Origin of the sequence: Echinicola shivajiensis (assembly GCF_018642165.1) — a bacterium.
In the GTDB taxonomy this organism is placed as follows: Bacteria; Bacteroidota; Bacteroidia; order Cytophagales; family Cyclobacteriaceae; genus Echinicola; species Echinicola shivajiensis.
Window position 1 is genome coordinate 15,868 of the sequence record NZ_JAHHZM010000008.1, and the last position, 19,914, is coordinate 35,781.

The 19,914-nt window shown below is 40.4% G+C and carries 16 protein-coding genes; 5 read left to right on the plus strand and 11 right to left on the minus strand.

Features of this window, described 5'->3' with window-relative positions:
• Window positions 1–76: 76 nt before the first annotated feature.
• From KMW37_RS13770 to KMW37_RS13780, 3 genes are read left to right on the plus strand one after another with little or no spacing between them, the layout of a single operon-like run.
• Entirely contained in the window at window positions 77–802 is a 726-nt protein-coding gene (locus KMW37_RS13770) for a (Fe-S)-binding protein (RefSeq protein WP_215225224.1), read from the plus strand.
• A 6-nt stretch (window positions 803–808) separates the two neighbouring features.
• Window positions 809–2,182, plus strand: coding sequence for a lactate utilization protein B (locus KMW37_RS13775; protein WP_215225225.1), 1,374 nt, complete (start codon window positions 809–811; stop codon window positions 2,180–2,182).
• Entirely contained in the window at window positions 2,179–2,757 is a 579-nt protein-coding gene (locus KMW37_RS13780) for a LutC/YkgG family protein (protein ID WP_215225226.1), read from the plus strand. The genes KMW37_RS13775 and KMW37_RS13780 overlap by 4 nt, the downstream gene beginning before the upstream one ends.
• Before the next feature lie 229 nt (window positions 2,758–2,986).
• Here the strand turns inward: KMW37_RS13780 and KMW37_RS13785 are convergent, their stop codons facing one another.
• The 11 genes from KMW37_RS13785 to KMW37_RS13835 form a co-directional block, all read right to left on the minus strand.
• A complete protein-coding gene (locus tag KMW37_RS13785; RefSeq protein ID WP_215225227.1) occupies window positions 2,987–3,679 on the minus strand; it encodes a potassium channel family protein in 693 nt (230 codons plus the stop codon).
• A gap of 27 nt (window positions 3,680–3,706) precedes the next feature.
• Window positions 3,707–5,485 (minus strand): TrkH family potassium uptake protein, encoded by a 1,779-nt coding sequence (locus tag KMW37_RS13790; protein ID WP_215225228.1) that lies wholly within the window; start codon window positions 5,483–5,485, stop codon window positions 3,707–3,709.
• A 55-nt stretch (window positions 5,486–5,540) separates the two neighbouring features.
• Entirely contained in the window at window positions 5,541–6,350 is an 810-nt protein-coding gene (locus KMW37_RS13795; protein ID WP_215225229.1) for an ion transporter, read from the minus strand.
• 30 nt (window positions 6,351–6,380) lie between these two features.
• Window positions 6,381–6,551, minus strand: coding sequence for a YqaE/Pmp3 family membrane protein (locus KMW37_RS13800; protein WP_215225230.1), 171 nt, complete (start codon window positions 6,549–6,551; stop codon window positions 6,381–6,383).
• A gap of 38 nt (window positions 6,552–6,589) precedes the next feature.
• Window positions 6,590–7,705, minus strand: a complete 1,116-nt coding sequence (locus tag KMW37_RS13805) for an AI-2E family transporter (RefSeq protein WP_215225231.1) — start codon at window positions 7,703–7,705, stop codon at window positions 6,590–6,592.
• A 137-nt stretch (window positions 7,706–7,842) separates the two neighbouring features.
• Window positions 7,843–8,907, minus strand: coding sequence for a hemolysin family protein (locus tag KMW37_RS13810; RefSeq protein WP_215225232.1), 1,065 nt, complete (start codon window positions 8,905–8,907; stop codon window positions 7,843–7,845).
• Between the two features lie 130 nt (window positions 8,908–9,037).
• On the minus strand, window positions 9,038–12,292 hold the full coding sequence (locus KMW37_RS13815) for a S41 family peptidase (RefSeq protein WP_215225233.1): 3,255 nt from the start codon (window positions 12,290–12,292) through the stop codon (window positions 9,038–9,040).
• 184 nt (window positions 12,293–12,476) lie between these two features.
• Complete coding sequence (locus KMW37_RS13820) at window positions 12,477–15,356, minus strand: TonB-dependent receptor (protein WP_215225234.1); 2,880 nt, start codon at window positions 15,354–15,356, stop codon at window positions 12,477–12,479.
• Between the two features lie 99 nt (window positions 15,357–15,455).
• Complete coding sequence (locus tag KMW37_RS13825; RefSeq protein WP_215225235.1) at window positions 15,456–16,643, minus strand: hypothetical protein; 1,188 nt, start codon at window positions 16,641–16,643, stop codon at window positions 15,456–15,458.
• Window positions 16,644–16,830: 187 nt separating this feature from the next.
• Window positions 16,831–17,802 carry an AAA family ATPase gene (locus tag KMW37_RS13830; RefSeq protein WP_215225236.1) on the minus strand — a complete coding sequence of 324 codons (972 nt, stop codon included), beginning with the start codon at window positions 17,800–17,802 and terminating at the stop codon, window positions 16,831–16,833.
• A gap of 135 nt (window positions 17,803–17,937) precedes the next feature.
• Complete coding sequence (locus KMW37_RS13835) at window positions 17,938–18,591, minus strand: pseudouridine synthase (RefSeq protein WP_215225237.1); 654 nt, start codon at window positions 18,589–18,591, stop codon at window positions 17,938–17,940.
• Between the two features lie 202 nt (window positions 18,592–18,793).
• On the opposite strand from KMW37_RS13835, the gene bla reads away from it, so the two are divergent.
• Both bla and KMW37_RS13845 read left to right on the plus strand, forming a co-directional pair.
• On the plus strand, window positions 18,794–19,528 hold the full coding sequence (gene bla, locus KMW37_RS13840; protein WP_215225238.1) for a subclass B1 metallo-beta-lactamase: 735 nt from the start codon (window positions 18,794–18,796) through the stop codon (window positions 19,526–19,528).
• A gap of 19 nt (window positions 19,529–19,547) precedes the next feature.
• Window positions 19,548–19,907 (plus strand): hypothetical protein, encoded by a 360-nt coding sequence (locus KMW37_RS13845; RefSeq protein ID WP_215225239.1) that lies wholly within the window; start codon window positions 19,548–19,550, stop codon window positions 19,905–19,907.
• Window positions 19,908–19,914: the final 7 nt, after the last annotated feature.

The following is a 19,914-nucleotide window of genomic DNA, read 5'->3' on the forward strand; positions in this document are numbered from 1 at the left end:
GCATAGACAAAACAGTATGGTGCAGGATGAAGATGCGAATGAAGAAACATAAATTGGGAATTTGAAATAAAAAACTATGCGAGTAGGACTCTTTATACCTTGCTACGTCGACCAGTTTTACCCTGGCGTAGCAAAGGCTACCCTTGAATTATTGGAAAAACATGGTGTGGAAGTGGATTACCCGCTTTCTCAGACTTGTTGTGGACAGCCCATGGCCAATTCAGGCTATGAACGATATGGCCATGAATCGGCAGAACTTTTCATGAAAAACTTTGGCGGATTTGACTATATCGTAGCTCCATCAGGCAGCTGCACCCTTCATGTCAAAGACCATGTGCTTCCAAAAGAGAACAATGCACCCAAGATCTACGAGCTCTGCGAATTCTTGACTGATGTACTGAAGGTGAAAGATATTACCTCTTCCTTTCCCCATAAGGTAGGATTTCATTCTTCCTGCCACGGATTGAGAGGGCTAAGGTTGGCTAAATGTTCCGAGAGGATGGACCCAGAATTCAACAAGCCTCTTTCCTTGCTGAACCAAGTAAAGGATATAGAAATGATAGAACTGGACCGCAAGGATGAATGCTGTGGGTTTGGTGGCACCTTTGCCATTGCTGAAGAGGCAGTTTCTATCACTATGGGCAACGACCGTTTAGCTGATCATATTAGAAATGGGGTAGAGGTATTGACTGGTGCTGACATGTCCTGTCTTATGCACCTGCAAGGCTTGATCAAGCGCCAAAATAGTCCGATCAAAGTCATGCACATCGCTGAAATCCTCAATGGGAACCCTGTCGAATAAGCCATTATGAAAACTCAAAGCCATGCCCAAGCGGCAGCAGAATTTATAAAAGATGATGCCAGAACTCACTGGCATGATGAAACACTTTGGCATGTACGCCAAAAAAGAGACCTTTCCGCACAAGGCATTCCTGAATGGGAAAAACTCAGAGATACGGCCTCTGCCACTAAGGACTATGTGTTGTCCCATTTGGATGAACTTTTGGAACAGTTTGAAGCCAATGCTCTGGCAAATGGAGTGGAGGTGCTCTGGGCCAAAGACGCCCAGGAACATAATGAACATGTATACCGAATCCTTCAGGAAAACAAGGTTTCCAATATTGTTAAAAGTAAATCAATACTTACTGAAGAATGTGGACTAAACCATTACTTGGAGGACAAGGGCTATGATGTGGTAGATACTGACCTTGGAGAGCGTATCATTCAATTTGCCAAGCAAGCACCTAGCCATATTGTACTTCCAGCCATTCACCTGAAAAAACAGGATATTGGAGAAATTTTCCATGAGCACATTGGCACGGAAAAAGGAGCTAGCGACCCCAAATACCTTACTGAAGCCGCAAGACAGCACCTTAGAAAGAAATTTGTAGAAGCCAATGCTGCCATTACCGGAGTAAACTTTGGCATTGCTGAAACTGGTGGGTTTGTGGTCTGTACCAATGAGGGAAATGCCGATATGGGTACCCATTTGGCAGACATCCATATTGCTTGTATGGGGATAGAAAAGCTGATTCCAAGAGCTACGGATCTAGGGGTGTTCCTCAGGCTTTTGGCCAGGAGTGCTACAGGACAAAGTATCACTAACTATTCCTCCCATTTCCATAAACCTGCTCCAGGCAAAAAACTGTACATTATATTAGTGGATAATGGCCGTACAGAACAGTTGGGTCGTGAAGATTTCAAAAATTCCCTTAAATGTATCCGTTGCGGAGCATGTATGAATACCTGCCCTATTTATAGAAGAAGTGGTGGCTATAGTTATAATTCGACTGTTCCTGGACCAATAGGATCAATACTCTCTCCTGGTAAGGACCTGAAAAAATACAGCACTTTACCTTTCGCCTCCACGCTCTGTGGGTCCTGCTCCGATGTTTGTCCTGTGAAAATCAATATTCACGAACAGCTTTACAAATGGCGTCAGGTAATCACCGAAAACACAGATGTGGATGCCAGTAAAAAACTGGCCATGAAAGTCGCTGGTTTTACCTTTGGCAAGCCGGTGCTTTATGACCTTGCTGGAAAAATGGCCCGAACGGCCCTGAAAATAACACCAGACAGTTTGGTTTATAGCAGTATCAATGTTTGGGGAAAACACCGTGATTTGCCGGAAGTTCCTAAGGAGAGTTTTAAAGAATGGTACCAGAAAAACAGAAAATCATGAGCAGTAAAGCATCCATATTAGCGGCCATCCAGAAAAACAAACCAAAAGCAGGTTCTTTGCCTGCATTACTCGTCTTTCCCGATGAGCAGAATTTAGTGGAGAAATATGAAAAAGGATTAACTGGCAATGGAGGGAAACTAATCCAAGCAGCCAACCTTGAAGAAGTCCAAGCTTATATTGAAGCCAACTTCTCCGGTGAGCAACTCAAAGCCTCACTGGTTGAAGGTGTTGATGGCAATGTCAACGTCAATAATATCTCTGATCCCCATGATCTAGAACATGTTGAATTGGCTGTGCTAAATGGTGAGTTGGGTGTGGCAGAAAATGGTGCCATCTGGATGCCAGAAAAAAATGTAGTGCATAGGGTCCTGCCGTTTATCGCCCAGCATCTGATCATTCTACTTAAAAAGGATAGTTTATTGACCAATATGCACCAGGCATATGAAAAGGTAAAAGTAAATGAACATGGTTATGGAGTATTCATTGCGGGTCCATCCAAAACAGCTGATATTGAACAATCCCTGGTCATTGGCGCCCATGGTCCAAGGAGTTTGACCGTTTTTTTGGTTGATTAAAGACTTTTAACCAAAGTAAACCAAAAACGGCCAATCCAAATATTGATGGATTGGCCGTTTTATTTAATATGGGAATAGAGAGCATTAAACGCTGAATCATGAGAACATTATTTCAGCTTAATACTCATGGTAAAATTTTGTCTTTGCTCTTTATTCCTTGCTCTTTGATCTAATATTCTAGCATCTGATTCTTGATACCAACTACTAGCATCTTGATACTTAACACTTCCTATTCTTCATTCAAATCCAATATCTTCTGGATATCATTGATTTCTCCAAATAACACTAAAATATCATTATCCTCAATTACCGTTTGAGCACTGACCACCCCCATTACCTTCTGTCTTTCTTGCATATTGCCAAAAATATTGGGTCGGTTTCTCATCTTGATAATGGTCAAGATATTCACATTGAACCGATTTCTTACAGCTGTTTCCCCAATAGTCTGCCCCACAAACTCCTTTGGAGCTGTCACTTCCACAATATTATATCCATCAGAAATATCAAAGCTGTCAATCACTCCCTTCATCTCCAGTTTCTTGGAAAGGCGTTCTGCGGTTTCCTCCTCTGGATGAATAATTTCATCCACGCCAATGGCCCTGATTACTGTTTCATGAGTATGGGTAATGGCCCGGCTAATGATTCTTTTTGCCTTTAATTCCTTAAATACCGCCGTAGCCATAATAGAAGCCCCCATATCTTCCCCTATCGCTATCAACACCACATCAGCATCCGAAATAGGCAGATTCTTGACAACATTCTTATCCGTGGCATTGAGGCAAATGGTATGGGTAACACTTTCCTTGGAACTGTCCACCTTGGCCATATCACTATCTATTCCAATCACCTCATGGCCCTTATCTGTGAGCCTAGCGGCCAAATAGGCACCAAAATTACCCAAACCTACTATGATAAACTTCATATGATTAATATTTAAAATTCTTCTTTATTAAGTTATAAACACCGATTCTTCGGGATATCGATAACTCAGGGTTTTCACCCCTCTACTTATTCCAATCAAAAAGGTGAGTATACCAATTCTACCAACAAACATGGTTAGAATCAACACCATCTTACTTCCAAAGCTAAGTCCCGAGGTAATTCCCAAACTCAAACCTACTGTTGAAAAGGCTGAGAATGCTTCAAACACTACACTGGTCAAGGGCAAATCACGGTCAAAAAATTTCAGCAGAAATACTGCTGCACCCATCACCATTATTGAAAGAAAGGTCACTGCAAAAGCTTTTCTCAGGGTCGCATTGGAAATCTCTCTCCTGAAAACTTCCACCCGGTCCTTTCCTTTGGCAATACTAAAGGTACTCAATATGGCAACAGCAAAAGTACTGGTCTTTAATCCCCCACCCGTGGAGCCAGGAGAAGCACCAATCCACATCAGTAGCAAATACACTAATACTGTTGGGCCAGCCATGGATGTCATATCTACTGTATTAAACCCAGCAGTCCTAGGTGTAACAGCACCAAAGAATGCCGTAACTACCTTTCCATATCCCTCTATTCCCTTTAAGCTATGCTCTTCTTCAAAAATCCAAAACGTGATAAACCCTACCAATAATAATATTCCCGTCGTGATCATAACCAATCGGGTGCCTACATTCACAACCCGGGGCACATGTCTATAGCTTTCTCCAAAAACCATTTTTTTATAAAGCCCCTTGACCAGATGCTTTATGTATTGGTAATAACTCAAGACTACTGGAAAACCTATTCCTCCTAGCACAATAGATAGCGCAATGATCAGTTGCATATTATAGTTTTCCCTAAATCCTTCTTGGTAAAGTCCATCACTCAAAATGCTAAAGCCCGCATTACAGAAACCGGAAACACTGTGAAATACTGAAAAGAAAACCATATCCAATCTCCCTTCAAAAAGGCTCCGGTCGAGACTAAGATAAATTAGAACAGCTCCCACACCCTCAACCAAAAAGGTAAAAGTAATTACTTTCAAAAGGGTATTAAATACCTGCCCAAAGCGGTCTTCATTGATAAAGTCCTTTAAGAACAATTGATTTTGAAAGCTAAAATGTCCTTTAAAAAAGAAGCCAAAGAAACTGGTAAAGGTCATCATTCCCAAACCTCCTATCTGGAACAATATCATGATGATAAATTGACCGAAAAGGGTAAAGTCCTTGGCAGTATCCAGAACTATCAAGCCTGTGACACATACAGCACTGGTAGCCGTGAAAAGAGCATCCACCAGATGAATGGGCTCATAAGTGGCTTTGGGCAGCATTAATAAGAATGTCCCTACCCCAATCAAAGTCAAAAAACTCAATATAAATATCATTTGAGGGTTTAACGTCAGCCCACCAATGCCCAAGCTTAATTTTGACAATTCTATGAGGAAGACTACCGACACCAGTAAATCCACTAAAAACCGATCTGTAGTAATGGATGTCATTGCGTCCATTCCTTGAACCCTAAAATGTGAAAAAATAAAAAACAGTGCTAAGCTGATCATAATAATCAATATTATCTCTGCTACCTGTTTCTTAAAATTAAACTTGACCCATTTGGAGAGAAAAAACTGGGCAATATACCCTATCCAAATCATGGTCAAAATCACCTTCAAGACATAATGGGAATCCGGCAATGATAAAAATGGCTGCTTGAACCCTTCTTCATATATTACAAGGAAAAAACTTATTATGCTTAATACCAATACAGCCTTTTCGAGAATCTTTTTTATCAGCTTATTATTTGGGATCATAACTTACCGTTCTAAGATATAAAGATATACCATATTAAATCACTTGGCTAATAAATTATAGCCTCCCCCCACAATACTTACAGTGGTAGGCGTCATCATCATGACCTGTGGCGTGACAAATATGACAGGCTCGCTGCTCTGCGGCCAACTTATTTTTTGCATTAACTGCAGTAATTTCAGAGGAAACTATCCCTGTAGGCACAGCAATAATAGCATATCCAAGAAGCATAATCAACGAAGCCATAAACTGACCAAGTGGGGTCAATGGTGAAATATCCCCATAGCCTACAGTTGTTAAGGTAACTATGGCCCAGTACATTGACATGGGAATACTTGTAAATCCACTTTCTGGTCCCTCTATGAAAAACATTATTGTTCCCATGACCAAAACTATGGTCACCACTGACCCCAGAAATATCTGGATTTTCATCCTACTATTGTATAAGGCATCCGATAGCACCTGGGCTTCTCGCATATAGCGTCCCAACTTCAACACCCTTAACACCCTTAAAAAGCGTAGTGCCCTGACCACTGCCAAAAAGTGGCTATTCGCCACTACCAAACTGATATAAGTCGGCATTATCGCCAGTAAATCCACAATCCCATAGAAACTGAAAACATAGCCTGCAGTTCTTCTACTTAGCCAAACCCTCAATATATATTCAACGGTAAAAAGCAGTGTAAATGCCCATTCCAAAAAATAAAACACAGTGCCAAATCCATCATGCAGTGACTTAACTGAATCCAAAACAGCCACAGTTACACTACCAAGAATGGCAATCAACAATACCACATCAAATCGCTTTGATGCGATATCATCCGATTCGAATACAATATGCGCCAGCCTTTTTCTGGTCAACCTCATAAATCAATGATTAATAAACCTTAGAAAACGCTAATTTTCACTATTTTTCGCTATTATCCATACTGCATGAACTATCCCAGGAATAAACCCCAACAAAGTCAGTAGAATATTGATCCAAAATGACTTGCCCAAGCCAACAGTCAAAAACACCCCAATTGGAGGAAGGATAATTGCAAATAAAATTCTGATGATACTTTTCATAACACTTTTACTATTTCATAGTACTTTTCGGATTAAGCCTACTTTTCTTTTTTGTTCAGGCCATATTTTTCCCTTATAAACTCGTAACTATTGTGTTTAAGATGATCCTCATCCGGTTCCCCTATCAAAAAGCTGAAAGCTTGAGTAGCTTCGGTCATATCAAACACTATCTTGATCACTGCTACCATAGGAATGGCCAGGATCAAACCTGCCAAGCCAAATAGCATACCTCCCAAAATCAGGGAAAGGATTGCCACCAAAGGATTCAAGCTTACACTCCCTCCCACAATGTTCGGAGTTATGAAATTGCCTTCCAAAAACTGTACTACCTGGAACCAGCCTATCACCCCTAAAGCATACCAATAGCTGTCCATAGTTGCCAAGGCAAAAACTGCAGGAATAATGGACCCAATAGCTACGCCAATATAGGGCAATAAGATTAGAAAAGCGGCCAGAGTGCCAAAAAACCAAGCATGCTCAATGCCCATTATTAAGAGTCCTGCTGTATTTAAAACCGCAACAATCCCCATCACTATCAGCAATCCCAATAGATAGCTTTGGATCACATGGTAAACCCTTTCCATGGTTTCAATTACTTTTTCTGCAGGAGCGCCCTTAATGGCTTGAATAAGAAAATCCCTAAAGAAATCCCTATAATACAATAAGAAAAAAGAATACAAGGGAATTAAAATGCCATTGGCAAGTGTACCGCCCGCTGAACTAAATAAAGAAGTGATGTATTTCCCTATATTGGCAATGGAGTTTTCTGCCTCATCTTTCAACCTATTAGCCAATTCACCAAGCTGAAGGCCAAAAGTAGCTTCAAACCAAACCTGAATCTTGTTATAGATATTTCCAAAATTTGAAGCTATCTCACTGCCATCTTTTCCGATAATAATCACCTGATGGACTATAAAATAAATCATTCCTGAAAGTACCAAAGAGGCCAAAATCACAGAAATCAATGAAGCAGCTGCCCGAGGAACTTTCCACCTTTCAAACAAATTACACAATGGGTATAACATGATGGAAATTATCAAGGCAAACATCAAGGGTATCAAAACCCCTTTTAGGAAATAAGCCAATGCAACTGTCAGAAACAAAACAATCAACTTGGCTGCAAGTGTAATACTACTGGGATATTTTCTCTCCATAAAAATAATGGCTAATTAAAACAAATCAATCATTTAAGGTGAATCAAAAACCTCTGGACTTCATCCACATTACCTTTCAAATTCAAAAAGAACAGATTCACCTTGATATTAAATACATATACAAATATTACTTATTATTAATCAATATTCTCCCCAGGATGATTAAATATTAATCCCATTTTTTTTGCTCTCTCCTCCCATTTGTTTCTTGCCAACACCTGCATGTCCTTCTCCTCATCGCTTTCATCTTGAATTTCAAGCCCCAAAAGCGTCTCTAATATGTCCTCCAAAGTAACTATCCCAGACATACCTCCATACTTATCCACTACCAATGCGATGTGCTCTCTTTTATTCAACATCATTTCCAAAACACGGGGAATAGGATAATGTTCATACACCAGTGCTATTTCCCTGCTTAGCTCTTTTAATTTCATGGAAAATTGATCCTCAGCCATAGCAGCGAGTACATCATGCTTTAGAATATAACCTGTAATATTATCAATGGTATTATTATAAATTGGAAAACGGGAAAATCGTTTTGCATCTGGCATGGCATAAAAATCCTTGACCGTTTTATCTTCCTCCATCGCCACTGTTACTGTCCTTGGCGTCATCACACTGCTCACCAAAATCGATCTAAAGCGGATTAGGTTTTGAATAATTTTGGATTCCCCCTCGTGAAAGACTCCTTCTTTGGTGGCTATACTGGCCATGGCCGACAGTTCCTCTCTGCTCATGGTTTGCTGCTCTTCAGACTTAAAAGCCCTGGTAAGCAGTTCCGAGGCCCTCACCAGTGGATATAGTCCAAAGATCATCAGTTTCAAAATCCCTCCAATAAATGGCGCCAGCTGTTTCCAGTAATTTGCTCCAATGGATTTTGGGATAATTTCCGAAAAAATCAAAATAGCAAGGGTCAGTCCTGCCGAAATCCAGCCGAAATACTGCTGGCCAAAAACTTCCACCGCCTGGGCTCCAACTCCCGCTGCACCAACGGTATGCGCTATAGTATTGAAGGAAAGTATGGCAGCCAAAGGTTGATTGATGTTTTCCTTGAGCTGTTTCAGTTGTTTGGCATATTTTTTTCCTCTTTGCTCCTGAGTGGCAATATAAGATGGAGTGATACTTAAGAGTGCGGCTTCAAGGGCTGAACATAAAAATGAAATACCAATGGCCAAAAAGAGATAAAGAATCAATAAAGTCATAGAAGCTGCTTGAATTTAATCTTCATTTAAATTAATGAAAATTAACAGCACCATCAATTTGATGATAAAAATTCATGCCATGACCTGAGGTCATGGCATGAATACGGTTTCCTTAAATACAATAAGCTACCTATCTTACTTCATATGCTGGCACTTTAGGTGCTACTGGAGGATTTTTACCAAGCATTTTCAAAACTTCCTCAATGGCCTTTTCCAATTGTGGATCCACACCATTTGACAAAGAGGTAGGATCTTCTTTGACTTCTATGTCCGGATCCACTCCATGGCCTTCCTCAAACCATTTTCCATTGGAATTAAACATCCTAAAGGTAGGTACGGTAACCCCTCCTCCATCAATTAATGAAGGCGCACCCGTTATTCCGATCAGACCTCCCCAGGTCCTGGTACCAATTAATGGCCCCAATCCTGCCTTTCTGAAATAGTCAGGAAATGCATCTCCTCCAGATCCACTCCAACCATTTATCAACATAACCTTAGGTCCAAAATTGGCCACTTGTGGCCAAGACCATGTGACTCCATCTCTTACTGCCCAAAAAGCCAAAGGCTTCCTGTTCAACAACTCAATAAAGCGATCTGGAATCTGTCCACCATTATTGAAACGCTCATCCACGATCAAGCCTTCTTTATCATGCTGTGCATAAAACATTCTGGCCAATTCCTGTTGTCCATCCAACCCCGTACTTGGCACATAAATATAGCCGATCTTTCCGTCTGTGGCTTCATCCACTCTTTTTCTATTCGCTTCTATCCAAGCTAGATTCCTTAAACGGGTTTCATCATTCAATGTCTTTACAATCACTTTTCTGGCCCCATCCATACTTGGTTTATCATTTACTGTCAACTCCACAGTCTCATCAGCCAGGTCCTCAAATGCTGCCCAAGGATCTTTTTCCATGTCAATTAGAACAGCATTTACTGCAAGGATAAAGTCCCCTTCCTTGATATCAACTCCACCTTCATCCAAAGGCGAACGAACCTCATTATCCCAAGGGGCACCACGTATGATTTTCTTCACATAATAAGCATCATCCCTGACTCCCCAGTCGATGCCCAAATACCCCACAGATTTTCTTGAAACACTCTCGATATCTCCTCCTCCTTTATACGTATGCGAAGCACTGATCTCTGCAATCAATTCCCCAATTATATAATTCACATCATCTCTGGTTATGGCATGATCTATCAATTTTGCGTATTGTTCACGCATTGCCTCCCAGTCCACACCATGCATATTGGGATCATAAAAAAAATCCCTCTCCAACCTCCACGCTTCCTGAAACAGCTGCCGCCACTCCTCTTTAGGCACCAGGGTCATCTCCATCTTTTCCACTGGCATTTTATCCTCCAATTTTTTCCCTTCACCAATTTCAATCATGCCAAAAGAACCATTCGAAACTACCAGGGCTTTTTCTCCATTGGCTACCAAACGATAAACACCAACATTTTCAATTATGGTTTTTTCTTCCCTTTTTTCCAGATCATAGTAAACCAAAGCAGCTTTTTTGGATTCATCCCCATTGGAAGGGTGCTTGATATAGAGTACTTTTCCTTTTGCTGCAGCCAATTGATTAAAATTTCCGGCTGCAGGAGGAAGAATAACCAATCGCTGTTCCAAGCCCTCCCAATCTATGTCCACGGAAATCTTATCCTCCTCACTTTCCTCATCCTTGCTCTTTTCTTTCTTTTCATCCTTCTTTTCCGTTGGTTCCTCCTTCTTTATACTTGTGGTGTCATTCTTTGGGGCAAGTGGAGAGCGGGTAGCTTTGCCCAAAGGAATCGCTGCAATTTCAGTGGCATTTGCATAAACCCATGCCCCTTCAAATTCACTGTAAATAGGGTCAAAATCCCTGCTGGTAAAAAAATAAAGGTACTTCCCTTCAGGATCAAATACAGGATTTCTGTCATCATAAAAACCTGAAGTGATTTGATGTAACTTCATCTCCTCCGTATCAAAAAGGGCAATGGCATTATGGGAATTATTCAGGTTTTTCTCGAATGCCAAATACCGACTATCAGGGGACCAAGATACCGTATAGTTATCCAGTGAATATTGGTACAGGAATTTCTGCTTATCTACATGAGTAGTTTCTCCACTTTCCCGGTCATAGAAATAAATATCCATGGCCTTATCTACAAAGGCTATCTTTTTACTGTCCGGGGACCAAAAAAGCTGGTACCTGAAACCTTCCCCATAAGATGTAAGTGCTTTTTCTTCCTTCGCAGCTTCCATATCTCTTACCACTAATTCATATTCGCCGGACCGGTCACTCCAATAGGCCAAATATTTCCCGTCTGGAGACCAAGCAGGATATCGCTCAGCCACTCCTGAAGTCTGTGTAAGATTGATAACGGGCCCATCTTTGGCGGGGACAGAAAAAAGCTCACCTCTAGCTTCAAAAATCGCTCGATTTCCATCATACGATGGCCAGGCATTCTCGATGAAGGATTTTACTTGAACTTTTCTAGGCATCAACGTCGCTACATCGGTGCTCACTTGTATAGGCACTTCTTGATATTCTCCTGTTGACAAATCCAACAAATAGATCTTCCCACCTGCAGTAAACACAATTTCCTCCGGACCAATGCTAGGAAACATGACATCGAAATCTGTAAAGTAAGTCACTTGCTCAATGGTTTTACTGGTCAGATCAAAGCTGAAAATATTATTACGCTGTGAATCCCCACGATCCGAAAGGAAATAAATTTTTTCCTTTGTCCACATAGGAAATTCATCATTGTAGATACTGTTACTGATATTTTCTGAAGCATGACTTTCTATATTAAAAATGAATATATCAGTAGCCATTCCTCCCTTATAGCGCTTCCAAGTTCTGAATGCCCGGCTCTTAGGAGTGAAGGCCATTTGCTGCCCATCAGGTGAAACCATACCAAACTCCCCATAGGGAATGGGCATTTTTTCAGGCAGCCCTCCCTTAATAGCTACTTTGTAAAATTGGCTGAATCGCTGCTTTTCACTCTCCCGGGAAGAGGTAAATATCAAATGGTTGCCATCAGGATACCAATCTGTCACCCGATCACTCATCCCATGGTAGGTAAGTCGCTCAGGAACGCCACCTTTTGAAGGCATGACATAAACATCCACATTTCCATTATATATTCCACTAAAGGCCACCTTACTGCCATCTGGAGAAAATTTAGGAAATGCTTCCGCTCCTTGGGAAGTCGTGAGCCTATAGGCCATTCCACCTGTTTTAGGAACAACCCATATATCACCTCCATAACTGAAGGTGATCTGGCTTTGGGACACATCAGGATATTGGGCGATTTTTGCGTCTATTTGGGCATAGCTAAGCCAAGGAATAAATAACACTAGCCCAAGTAGCTTGATTAAGCTCTTTAACATAATGATTGGTTTTTAGTGAAAAATAAAAATATACTAACACCCCGGAAAATATTACACTGTACTTTTCATCAAAAAACTCAGGGCTTATCAAATATAAAAAAAACTAAAGAATGACAATAAAAAAGCGTGGATATCGCTATCCACGCTTTTATAAGGTTAATAAGGCTAGTTAGTATAGAATTACTTAGAATGAATAGGCCAGTTTCACACTGATTTTAGTGCCAGGCTGCAACCTACTGAATATTTGATCTTGCGCTTGGTAAGATTTAAATACTTCTTTTCTCTCCTGGTTTAGCAAATTGCTTACTTTAATACCAGTTTGGAATCTTTCATCAGCGCCAAAAGTCTTGTTGACGTTCAGGTTCAAGCTGTGGAAGGGTACAGTGTAAGTATCCGTTCTGTTTCCAAATCCAATATAAGTCAATGTTGGTCCTTGGACATTATAGAAGACACCTGCCTCAAGTCCTTTTTCCCAGCTTTCATAGGCTATACCCGTATTGATGATATATGGTGCCTGACCAGCCATATCCCTAGTGGAAGAAACCACTTCTCCCTCTCTTGCTGAAAGTTGTCTGGATCTTAATTCAGATTCCGACATCTGGATAGAGGACTTGGCCAAAGTCACATTGGCATTGAAGAAGAAATTCTCCGCCGCTGGAGTGATGATATCCAAAGATTTTCTCAACTCCAATTCCAAACCTGCTACTGAACCATCACCAACGTTTCTTGGCTGGAAGGCTCCTGGATCAGAAAGGAACTGAACCATCTCAATAGGATCTGCAAACATTTTGTAGAAAGCACTGGCAGAGAAAATCTCTCCACGCTTAGGGAACACTTCCCATCTTGCATCAAAGTTATTCACTCTGGTAGCCTGCAAGTCACCATCCCAAAGGACATCCTGGCCACCATTGGTTGTTTCTGGGAACAAACCTCCGATAAAGGTTCTACCGGTAATCGGGTCAAGGATTTCAGCAAAAGAAAGCTCCTTAAAAGATGGTCTAGCAATCGTTCTTGAATAAGAGAACCTTAGGTTTTGGTTGTCCACAAGGCTATAGATCAAGTTAAGTGTTGGGAACAAATCCAAGTCGTCCAATACCTTTTCGTTGTTAAACACGATGGTATTGTTCTGGTTTGAACCGGTGTAATACTGATCATATTTTTCCATTCTCAATCCAACAATTGCCTTCAATTTCTCAGCAGGATTAATTTCTGCATTTACATATGCACCAATATTATTGACGCTGGCATTGTACTCATTAGGATTGTTCGGGATAAATAATGGACTATATCTTACACCATTGATATTATCAGCTGAGAACAAATTCTCCTCATTGAAAATCTCGTTTGGATCACCGCTGAAGTTGGTATTACCTACAGGGAACTGGAAACTCTGGATCAAGAAATCCCTTTGCTTATAAGCATAGCTGGTACCAAAGCCCAACTTGGCCATTTGATCATTGAAGGTAAAGTTTTTAGTGATATCCACTTTACCTACTGCATTGTCCTCTTCCAAAGATCTCCAGATTCTTTCTGGTAATCCTACCTCAGTAGAAATAGAGTTATTGGTTGATCTGAATCTTGCAAAACGTACATCAGGATCATTGATCACAGATCTTGTGGGAGATAATTTCCAGTTTACTGACCAATCATTAGTTGGACCCAATTTGTGCTCACCACTCAAAAGGATATTGGTCAAAGATCTTTCACTGTATTCTATATTGTACTGATCAGCATTGAAGGTGGTTCCTACATTATTGCTCTCGAAATCAAACTCACCAACCTTGGATTCACCATTTTGAAGTCTTAACAAGTTCAGCTTAAACTTAGAAAGTCCAGTCTTATAAGCCACACCTGCTAATCCTCCCAATAGGACATTATTTACACCAAAATCACCTTTTTGCTTTTCAAGGCCTACCAATTCATTCTGATTACCATCGCTGGACTTACCATAAAGGTTGTATTCAGTACCTTGGAAGAAAGAAGTTTCATTGGTATAGGTCAATGCAAGGTTATATCCCAATTTATTGGCTCCTAAAGCTACTTGGTTACCAAAGGAAACACCTACACTCATGTCCATCAAGCTGGTCTTGCGATCTCCACCCATAGTTGGATTAAAATCCCTTAGGATAGATTGGTATTCCTGGCCTTTGGTTCCATTAGGGTTACCTACTACTTCTGCATATTGAGGGATATCAGTTCTACCCCCAGTTGGGATATCTCTGTAACCGTTGTCAAATCCCAAGAAATCTGTAGAAGATCCCTTAACACCCAAATAGTTACTATTGAAGTGCATGGATGGATTATAACCACCGCTTACGCTTACTTTAAATGTCTTTTCTTCTGGAAAATCCTTGGTTTCAATATCCACAACTCCTCCGGTAAAATCTGCAGGAAGGTTACTGGTAAAGGACTTAGAAACGATGATATTGTCCACTACATTAGTTGGGAAAATATCCATCTGAATAGAGTTTCTATCGGGATCAAGACCTGGGATGTCCACACCATTTAGTACGGTTTTGGTATAACGGTCACCTAGACCTCGGATATAAACGTATTTGCCACCTTCAATGGAAACACCGGTAACTCTTTTGATAGCTGAAGCAGCATCGCTGTCTCCGATTTTCTTAAAGGTAGATGCAGAAATACCGTCAATCAAATTGGCAGCATTTCTTTTAACGGTCATCAGAGCAGCTTCTGTGGTTCTGATAGCCTGAGCAGTCACTACAACAGACTCTAGTTCTTCAGTGGTCTCACCCATTTTTAGGTCAGATAAAAGTGTCACCTCACCAGGTTTCACTTCCACTGCATTGATTTCTAATTTATTGAATGAAATAAATGAAGCAACAATTGTATAAGTTCCTGGAGCCAATTTGATTTCAAAGGTTCCGTCCAGATCCGTAACAGCACCGGTTTGTGTTTCTTTTACTAAAACAGAAACCCCAATTAAAGGTTCTCCTAAACCTTCATCTATAATATTTCCTCTTAGGGTACCTTCTTGAGCAAAGGTAAGGGTGGGAAGAGCAGCAAATACCACTAGGGCAATGGCCACAATAAGCTTGTTCATTTTTATATTTTTAAGTTACAGCTAACGATTTTAAAGTTGAAAAAGTAAAGGGTAGAAGGAGTCCTTGAAGACTCCTTCTGAAATATTTAGAAAGTGTTATTATTTCAAGTCATCAAGTGCTCCAGACACTGCAGTCCAAGACCATCCAGCAAAGACAGACTTATCAGCACCTACGGTATTTTCACCTTCAGCTACTGCAGTTACATAAGCATCAGAACCGTCCAAGAAAAGATCAGCAATCGTAATTCCTTCAGGAAGGGTTACTTGTAGGTTTGATACAGCTGAAGCTACAATTGGCATTTGGTCAAATACTTGATTAGTAATTCCAGTGAAGTAAATACTAGACATATCTACATTGGTATTGTCATCATTGTCAACCAACTTAGCAGAACCTCCTGCGATTACAGTTCCATTAGTAAGCGTGTAGTTACCATCTTTATAAGAACCTTCAGGACCATCCAATTCAAAGCAGTTATCTCCAGAATCTTCAGTTTGAGCAATGATAAAGTTATCCAAAGTACCATTCCAGGCTTGGTCAGCATCTACCGCATCATCCATCACACCCCAGAAAACTACATTCTTCACAGAAACTGTTCCTCCGAACCATTCGATACCGTCATCTTGATTAGATACGATTTCGATATTTTCTATAGTAGTTCCTGAACCAACAGCGCCCAAGGTAAGACCGTTGATTTCATTACCTTCCCCGATATTGGCTCCACCATGACGGATAGAGATATACTTCAAAACACCAGAATTATCTTCATCTTCAGAACCACCGTAAAGACCGTTAGAATCGGATGGTGGAATACCTTCAATCTGTGCTTCAGTAACATCGCCTGGAAGAGAAGCATGAGCTTTACCAAGAACGATCACACCGCCCCAAAGACCATCCAAGTTTGGATCAAGGTTAGGACTGGCTACTTCCCCTGGCATAATTTCATCAGCAATAGAAGTGAATATGATTGGTTGATCAGCAGTACCTTCTGCCATTAATTTAGCGCCTCTGGCAATGATCAAAGCAGTTGCATTCGATCCTGAACCAGCTTGACCTTTGATGATTACACCTGGCTCGATTGTCAAGGTAACATCAGCTTCAACAGCAATTCTACCAGCTAGTGTATACACTTCTCCAGTTTTCCATGTCATGTCTTGTGTGATATTAGCACTAATAACATTTTCATCTTCTGGATTAGGATCTACTATAGGATCATCATCGTTGTTACAAGAGGTAAATGCAATCATTGACCCCAATAGTACAGCAAATAGTAAGTTGAACTTTTTCATAAGTATGAAATTGATTTGTGTTTTTTGCTTGTTTTGTTCCACAAATCTGGATCAATTTTCTGGGGCTAAAGAATTTTTCCAATTATGTATTTTTTAAAAAAGTCGACCGGGATTAATATTGAATTAACAAAAAGCATAAAAAAAAGCCTTTGATCTCTCAAAGGCTTTGTATAAGCTTTAAATAGGCTTATTTCAATGTTACGGATTTATTAATTGGTATCTTATCCAATATAATCTGAATGAGGTCTCTGGTGTTTACATTGTCCGCTTCTGCCTCATAATTAAGGATAATACGGTGATTTAGCACATCTTCAGCCACCTCTTTGATGTCTTCAGGAAGCACATAATCCCTTCCATCCATAAAGGCTACAGCCCTTGCTGCAAGGTTCAAATTGATACTGGCCCTTGGAGAAACCCCAAACTGAATATATTTGGCTTCATCATGTAATCCATACTGCTCTGGGAACCTAGTTGCAAATACCAATTCAATAATATAGTGCTCCAACGGCTCTGATACCTGAACCTGATTGATCTTATTTCTGATCTCGAAAATATCGTCTTTTGAAAGCATGGCCTGAACATCAGCTTTATAAGCCATATTGGCCATTCTTCGCATCACCTCCAATTCATCTGATTTACCTGGATAGTCAATATGGACTTTCATCATAAATCTATCCACCTGCGCTTCAGGAAGTGGATAGGTTCCTTCTTGGTCTACTGGGTTTTGGGTAGCCAGTACCAAGAAAGGCCTGTCAAGCTGGAATGTATTCTCTCCAATAGTAACCTGTTTTTCCTGCATGGCCTCCAACAAAGCGGACTGGACCTTAGCAGGAGAACGGTTCACCTCATCCGCTAATATCAAATTGGAAAAGATCGGCCCCTTCTTTACTTCAAAATCACCATTTTGCTGGTTATAGATCATCGTACCGATCAAATCCGAAGGTAACAAATCCGGGGTAAACTGTATCCTATTAAAATCCAAATGCAATACTTTGGCCAGGGTATTCACTGTAAGGGTCTTTGCCAATCCGGGCACCCCTTCCAACAAGATATGTCCATTGGTAAAAAGCCCGATCAACAGCCTGTTGACCATTCGCTCCTGACCTACCACCACTTTCTTCACTTCATTGATGACTTGCTCAATCTTTTCCTGATGCATTATTGTGATCTTTTATGTTTTCTTTCCTGTTTCGTTCTCAGGGCAATTGCTGCCTGCTAAAATAAGAAGCCTAAATTAGAATAAATTGCCATTTAACACAATTTAACATTGACTGAAAATACCCTTAAATTGCCACTATCTCTTTTTCCTAAAGCCACCCTTTCCACTTTTATGAAAAGGCTTATTGGACTTTGCTACCAATTTACCTTGGTTCACCCTCAAAAGCCTGTAAATTTCAGTTTGTTCAAACTCCCTAACTTCTCCCACTTCAAAGCCCTTTATATCCAAATTTTCCATGGACCACCTCACCAGTCTAAGGGTGGGATGCCCTACTGCTGCCGTCATCTTTCTTACCTGCCTGTTCTTACCTTCAATCAAGGTCAATGCCAACCACGAATCTGGTACGCTCTTACGATAACGAATGGGCGGATCCCTTTCGGGTAATTCGGGGGCATTAATTTTCAATTCAGCCTTTGCTGGCTTGGTATGGTATACCTTCCCCTCCACTTTAATATCCACACCTTTTTCCAGTTGTTGGATATTCTCCTCTTCTGGGACACCTTCCACCTGTGCCACATAGCATCGTTTATGACCAAACTGGGGATTGAGCAAATAATGATTTAGGGCTTTATCATCAGTAATCAATAGCAATCCCTCGCTGTCCTTATCCAATCTTCCCACAGGATAAACTTCCTTAGGAAAATCAGCAACAGACTTTAGGGTATCCTCTTCACCACTAAACTGACTCAAAATGCCAAATGGCTTATATATCACAAAATATCGGGGCATAAATACGCTTCTTTGGGGATGCACAAAGTTGATCAATAATGTAGGCAAAAGCAAAAACTGGAACCTCACAAATCAACGATCATTTTATATAATTAATTATTAAAAAAGGCCTGGTTTTTGGATATTTATATTCAAGACGCAAAAGTGCCAACGAATACTTTCCTATCTATTTTCCAAATTATCAGACCAACTCTCTCTATTGATGAAAATTAATTTCTATTTGACCTTATCACTTTTGCTGGCTGCAATTGCCTGTAATTCTAAAAAATCAAACCTTTTCTATGAAAGTGAATTGCTGAGCATCAAACAGCTTAGCCCCAACAGCTTTTTACATATTTCTTATCTGGAAACTTCCGATTTTGGAAAAGTTGCTTGCAATGGTTTGATTGTAATCGATCAAGGAGAAGCTTTGGTCGTAGATACTCCAGTTGATGAAGCTGCTTCCAAGGAATTGATCGAATGGATAAAAACCAATCTCAAATGTAAGCCTATAGGGCTTGTTGCCACTCATTATCATATAGACTGCATCGGTGGTTTGGGGGAATTCCACCGACAAAACATCCCTTCCTATGCCAGTTTTAGAACAATTGAACTCTCACAATCCAAAAATAAAGTTTTGCCACAAAATGGCTTTGAGCAAATCCTAAAACTAAAAGTAGGTGAAAAAGAATTGATCAATGAATTTATTGGGGAAGGTCATAGTAAGGACAATATCATCAGTTATTTTCCTTATGAAAATGTTTTGTTTGGTGGTTGCTTGATCAAGGAATTAGGCGCGGGAAAAGGGAATCTCGAAGACGCCAATATCAAAGCTTGGCCCCAAACTGTAGTGGAATTAAAACAAAAATTTAAGCATGCTGAAACAATTATCCCAGGACACGGTCAACCAGGAAGTCAGGAATTATTAGACTATACAATTGAATTGTTTACAGAATAAAATCAATCCCAACAGCACCATGAATAGATTAAAACTTCTTCGATGGACATCTAACCTTACCGTTTTCATTTGGATGTTATTGGGGCTAATCACCATTGGGAGCATCCTAAACGGTACTGCAGGCATTTTCATCAATATCATTGTAGGTCTTATTTTTTCAGCTACTGGGATTTACTTCCTATTGAGAAAGAATAGCTTCGAGAAAATGGCCACTAGCGCTTTCCTTCCTAAAACTGAAAATAATCAACACCAAAATCCCTTTTCGAGATTCTTGGCATTAGAGATTGTGTTGGTTATAATGACCGTGATTTTGGGAACGCTAATGTTATCAGCAGTCGTTTCTAGAGCATTTTTTGAAAAGCTTCCCATTTTTGGATAATCCATTT

Bases quoted from the DNA above. Each gene is read 5' to 3' on its own strand.
- KMW37_RS13770 (WP_215225224.1), top strand. From the start codon at position 77: ATGCGAGTAGGACTCTTTATACCTTGCTACGTCGACCAGTTTTACCCT.
- KMW37_RS13830 (WP_215225236.1), bottom strand. From the start codon at position 17,802: ATGCATCAGGAAAAGATTGAGCAAGTCATCAATGAAGTGAAGAAAGTG.
- KMW37_RS13815 (WP_215225233.1), bottom strand. From the start codon at position 12,292: ATGTTAAAGAGCTTAATCAAGCTACTTGGGCTAGTGTTATTTATTCCT.
- KMW37_RS13820 (WP_215225234.1), bottom strand. From the start codon at position 15,356: ATGAACAAGCTTATTGTGGCCATTGCCCTAGTGGTATTTGCTGCTCTT.
- KMW37_RS13795 (WP_215225229.1), bottom strand. From the start codon at position 6,350: ATGAGGTTGACCAGAAAAAGGCTGGCGCATATTGTATTCGAATCGGAT.
- bla (WP_215225238.1), top strand. From the start codon at position 18,794: ATGAAAATTAATTTCTATTTGACCTTATCACTTTTGCTGGCTGCAATT.
- KMW37_RS13800 (WP_215225230.1), bottom strand. From the start codon at position 6,551: ATGAAAAGTATCATCAGAATTTTATTTGCAATTATCCTTCCTCCAATT.
- KMW37_RS13790 (WP_215225228.1), bottom strand. From the start codon at position 5,485: ATGATCCCAAATAATAAGCTGATAAAAAAGATTCTCGAAAAGGCTGTA.
- KMW37_RS13785 (WP_215225227.1), bottom strand. From the start codon at position 3,679: ATGAAGTTTATCATAGTAGGTTTGGGTAATTTTGGTGCCTATTTGGCC.
- KMW37_RS13805 (WP_215225231.1), bottom strand. From the start codon at position 7,705: ATGGAGAGAAAATATCCCAGTAGTATTACACTTGCAGCCAAGTTGATT.
- KMW37_RS13845 (WP_215225239.1), top strand. From the start codon at position 19,548: ATGAATAGATTAAAACTTCTTCGATGGACATCTAACCTTACCGTTTTC.
- KMW37_RS13825 (WP_215225235.1), bottom strand. From the start codon at position 16,643: ATGAAAAAGTTCAACTTACTATTTGCTGTACTATTGGGGTCAATGATT.
- KMW37_RS13775 (WP_215225225.1), top strand. From the start codon at position 809: ATGAAAACTCAAAGCCATGCCCAAGCGGCAGCAGAATTTATAAAAGAT.
- KMW37_RS13780 (WP_215225226.1), top strand. From the start codon at position 2,179: ATGAGCAGTAAAGCATCCATATTAGCGGCCATCCAGAAAAACAAACCA.
- KMW37_RS13810 (WP_215225232.1), bottom strand. From the start codon at position 8,907: ATGACTTTATTGATTCTTTATCTCTTTTTGGCCATTGGTATTTCATTT.
- KMW37_RS13835 (WP_215225237.1), bottom strand. From the start codon at position 18,591: ATGCCCCGATATTTTGTGATATATAAGCCATTTGGCATTTTGAGTCAG.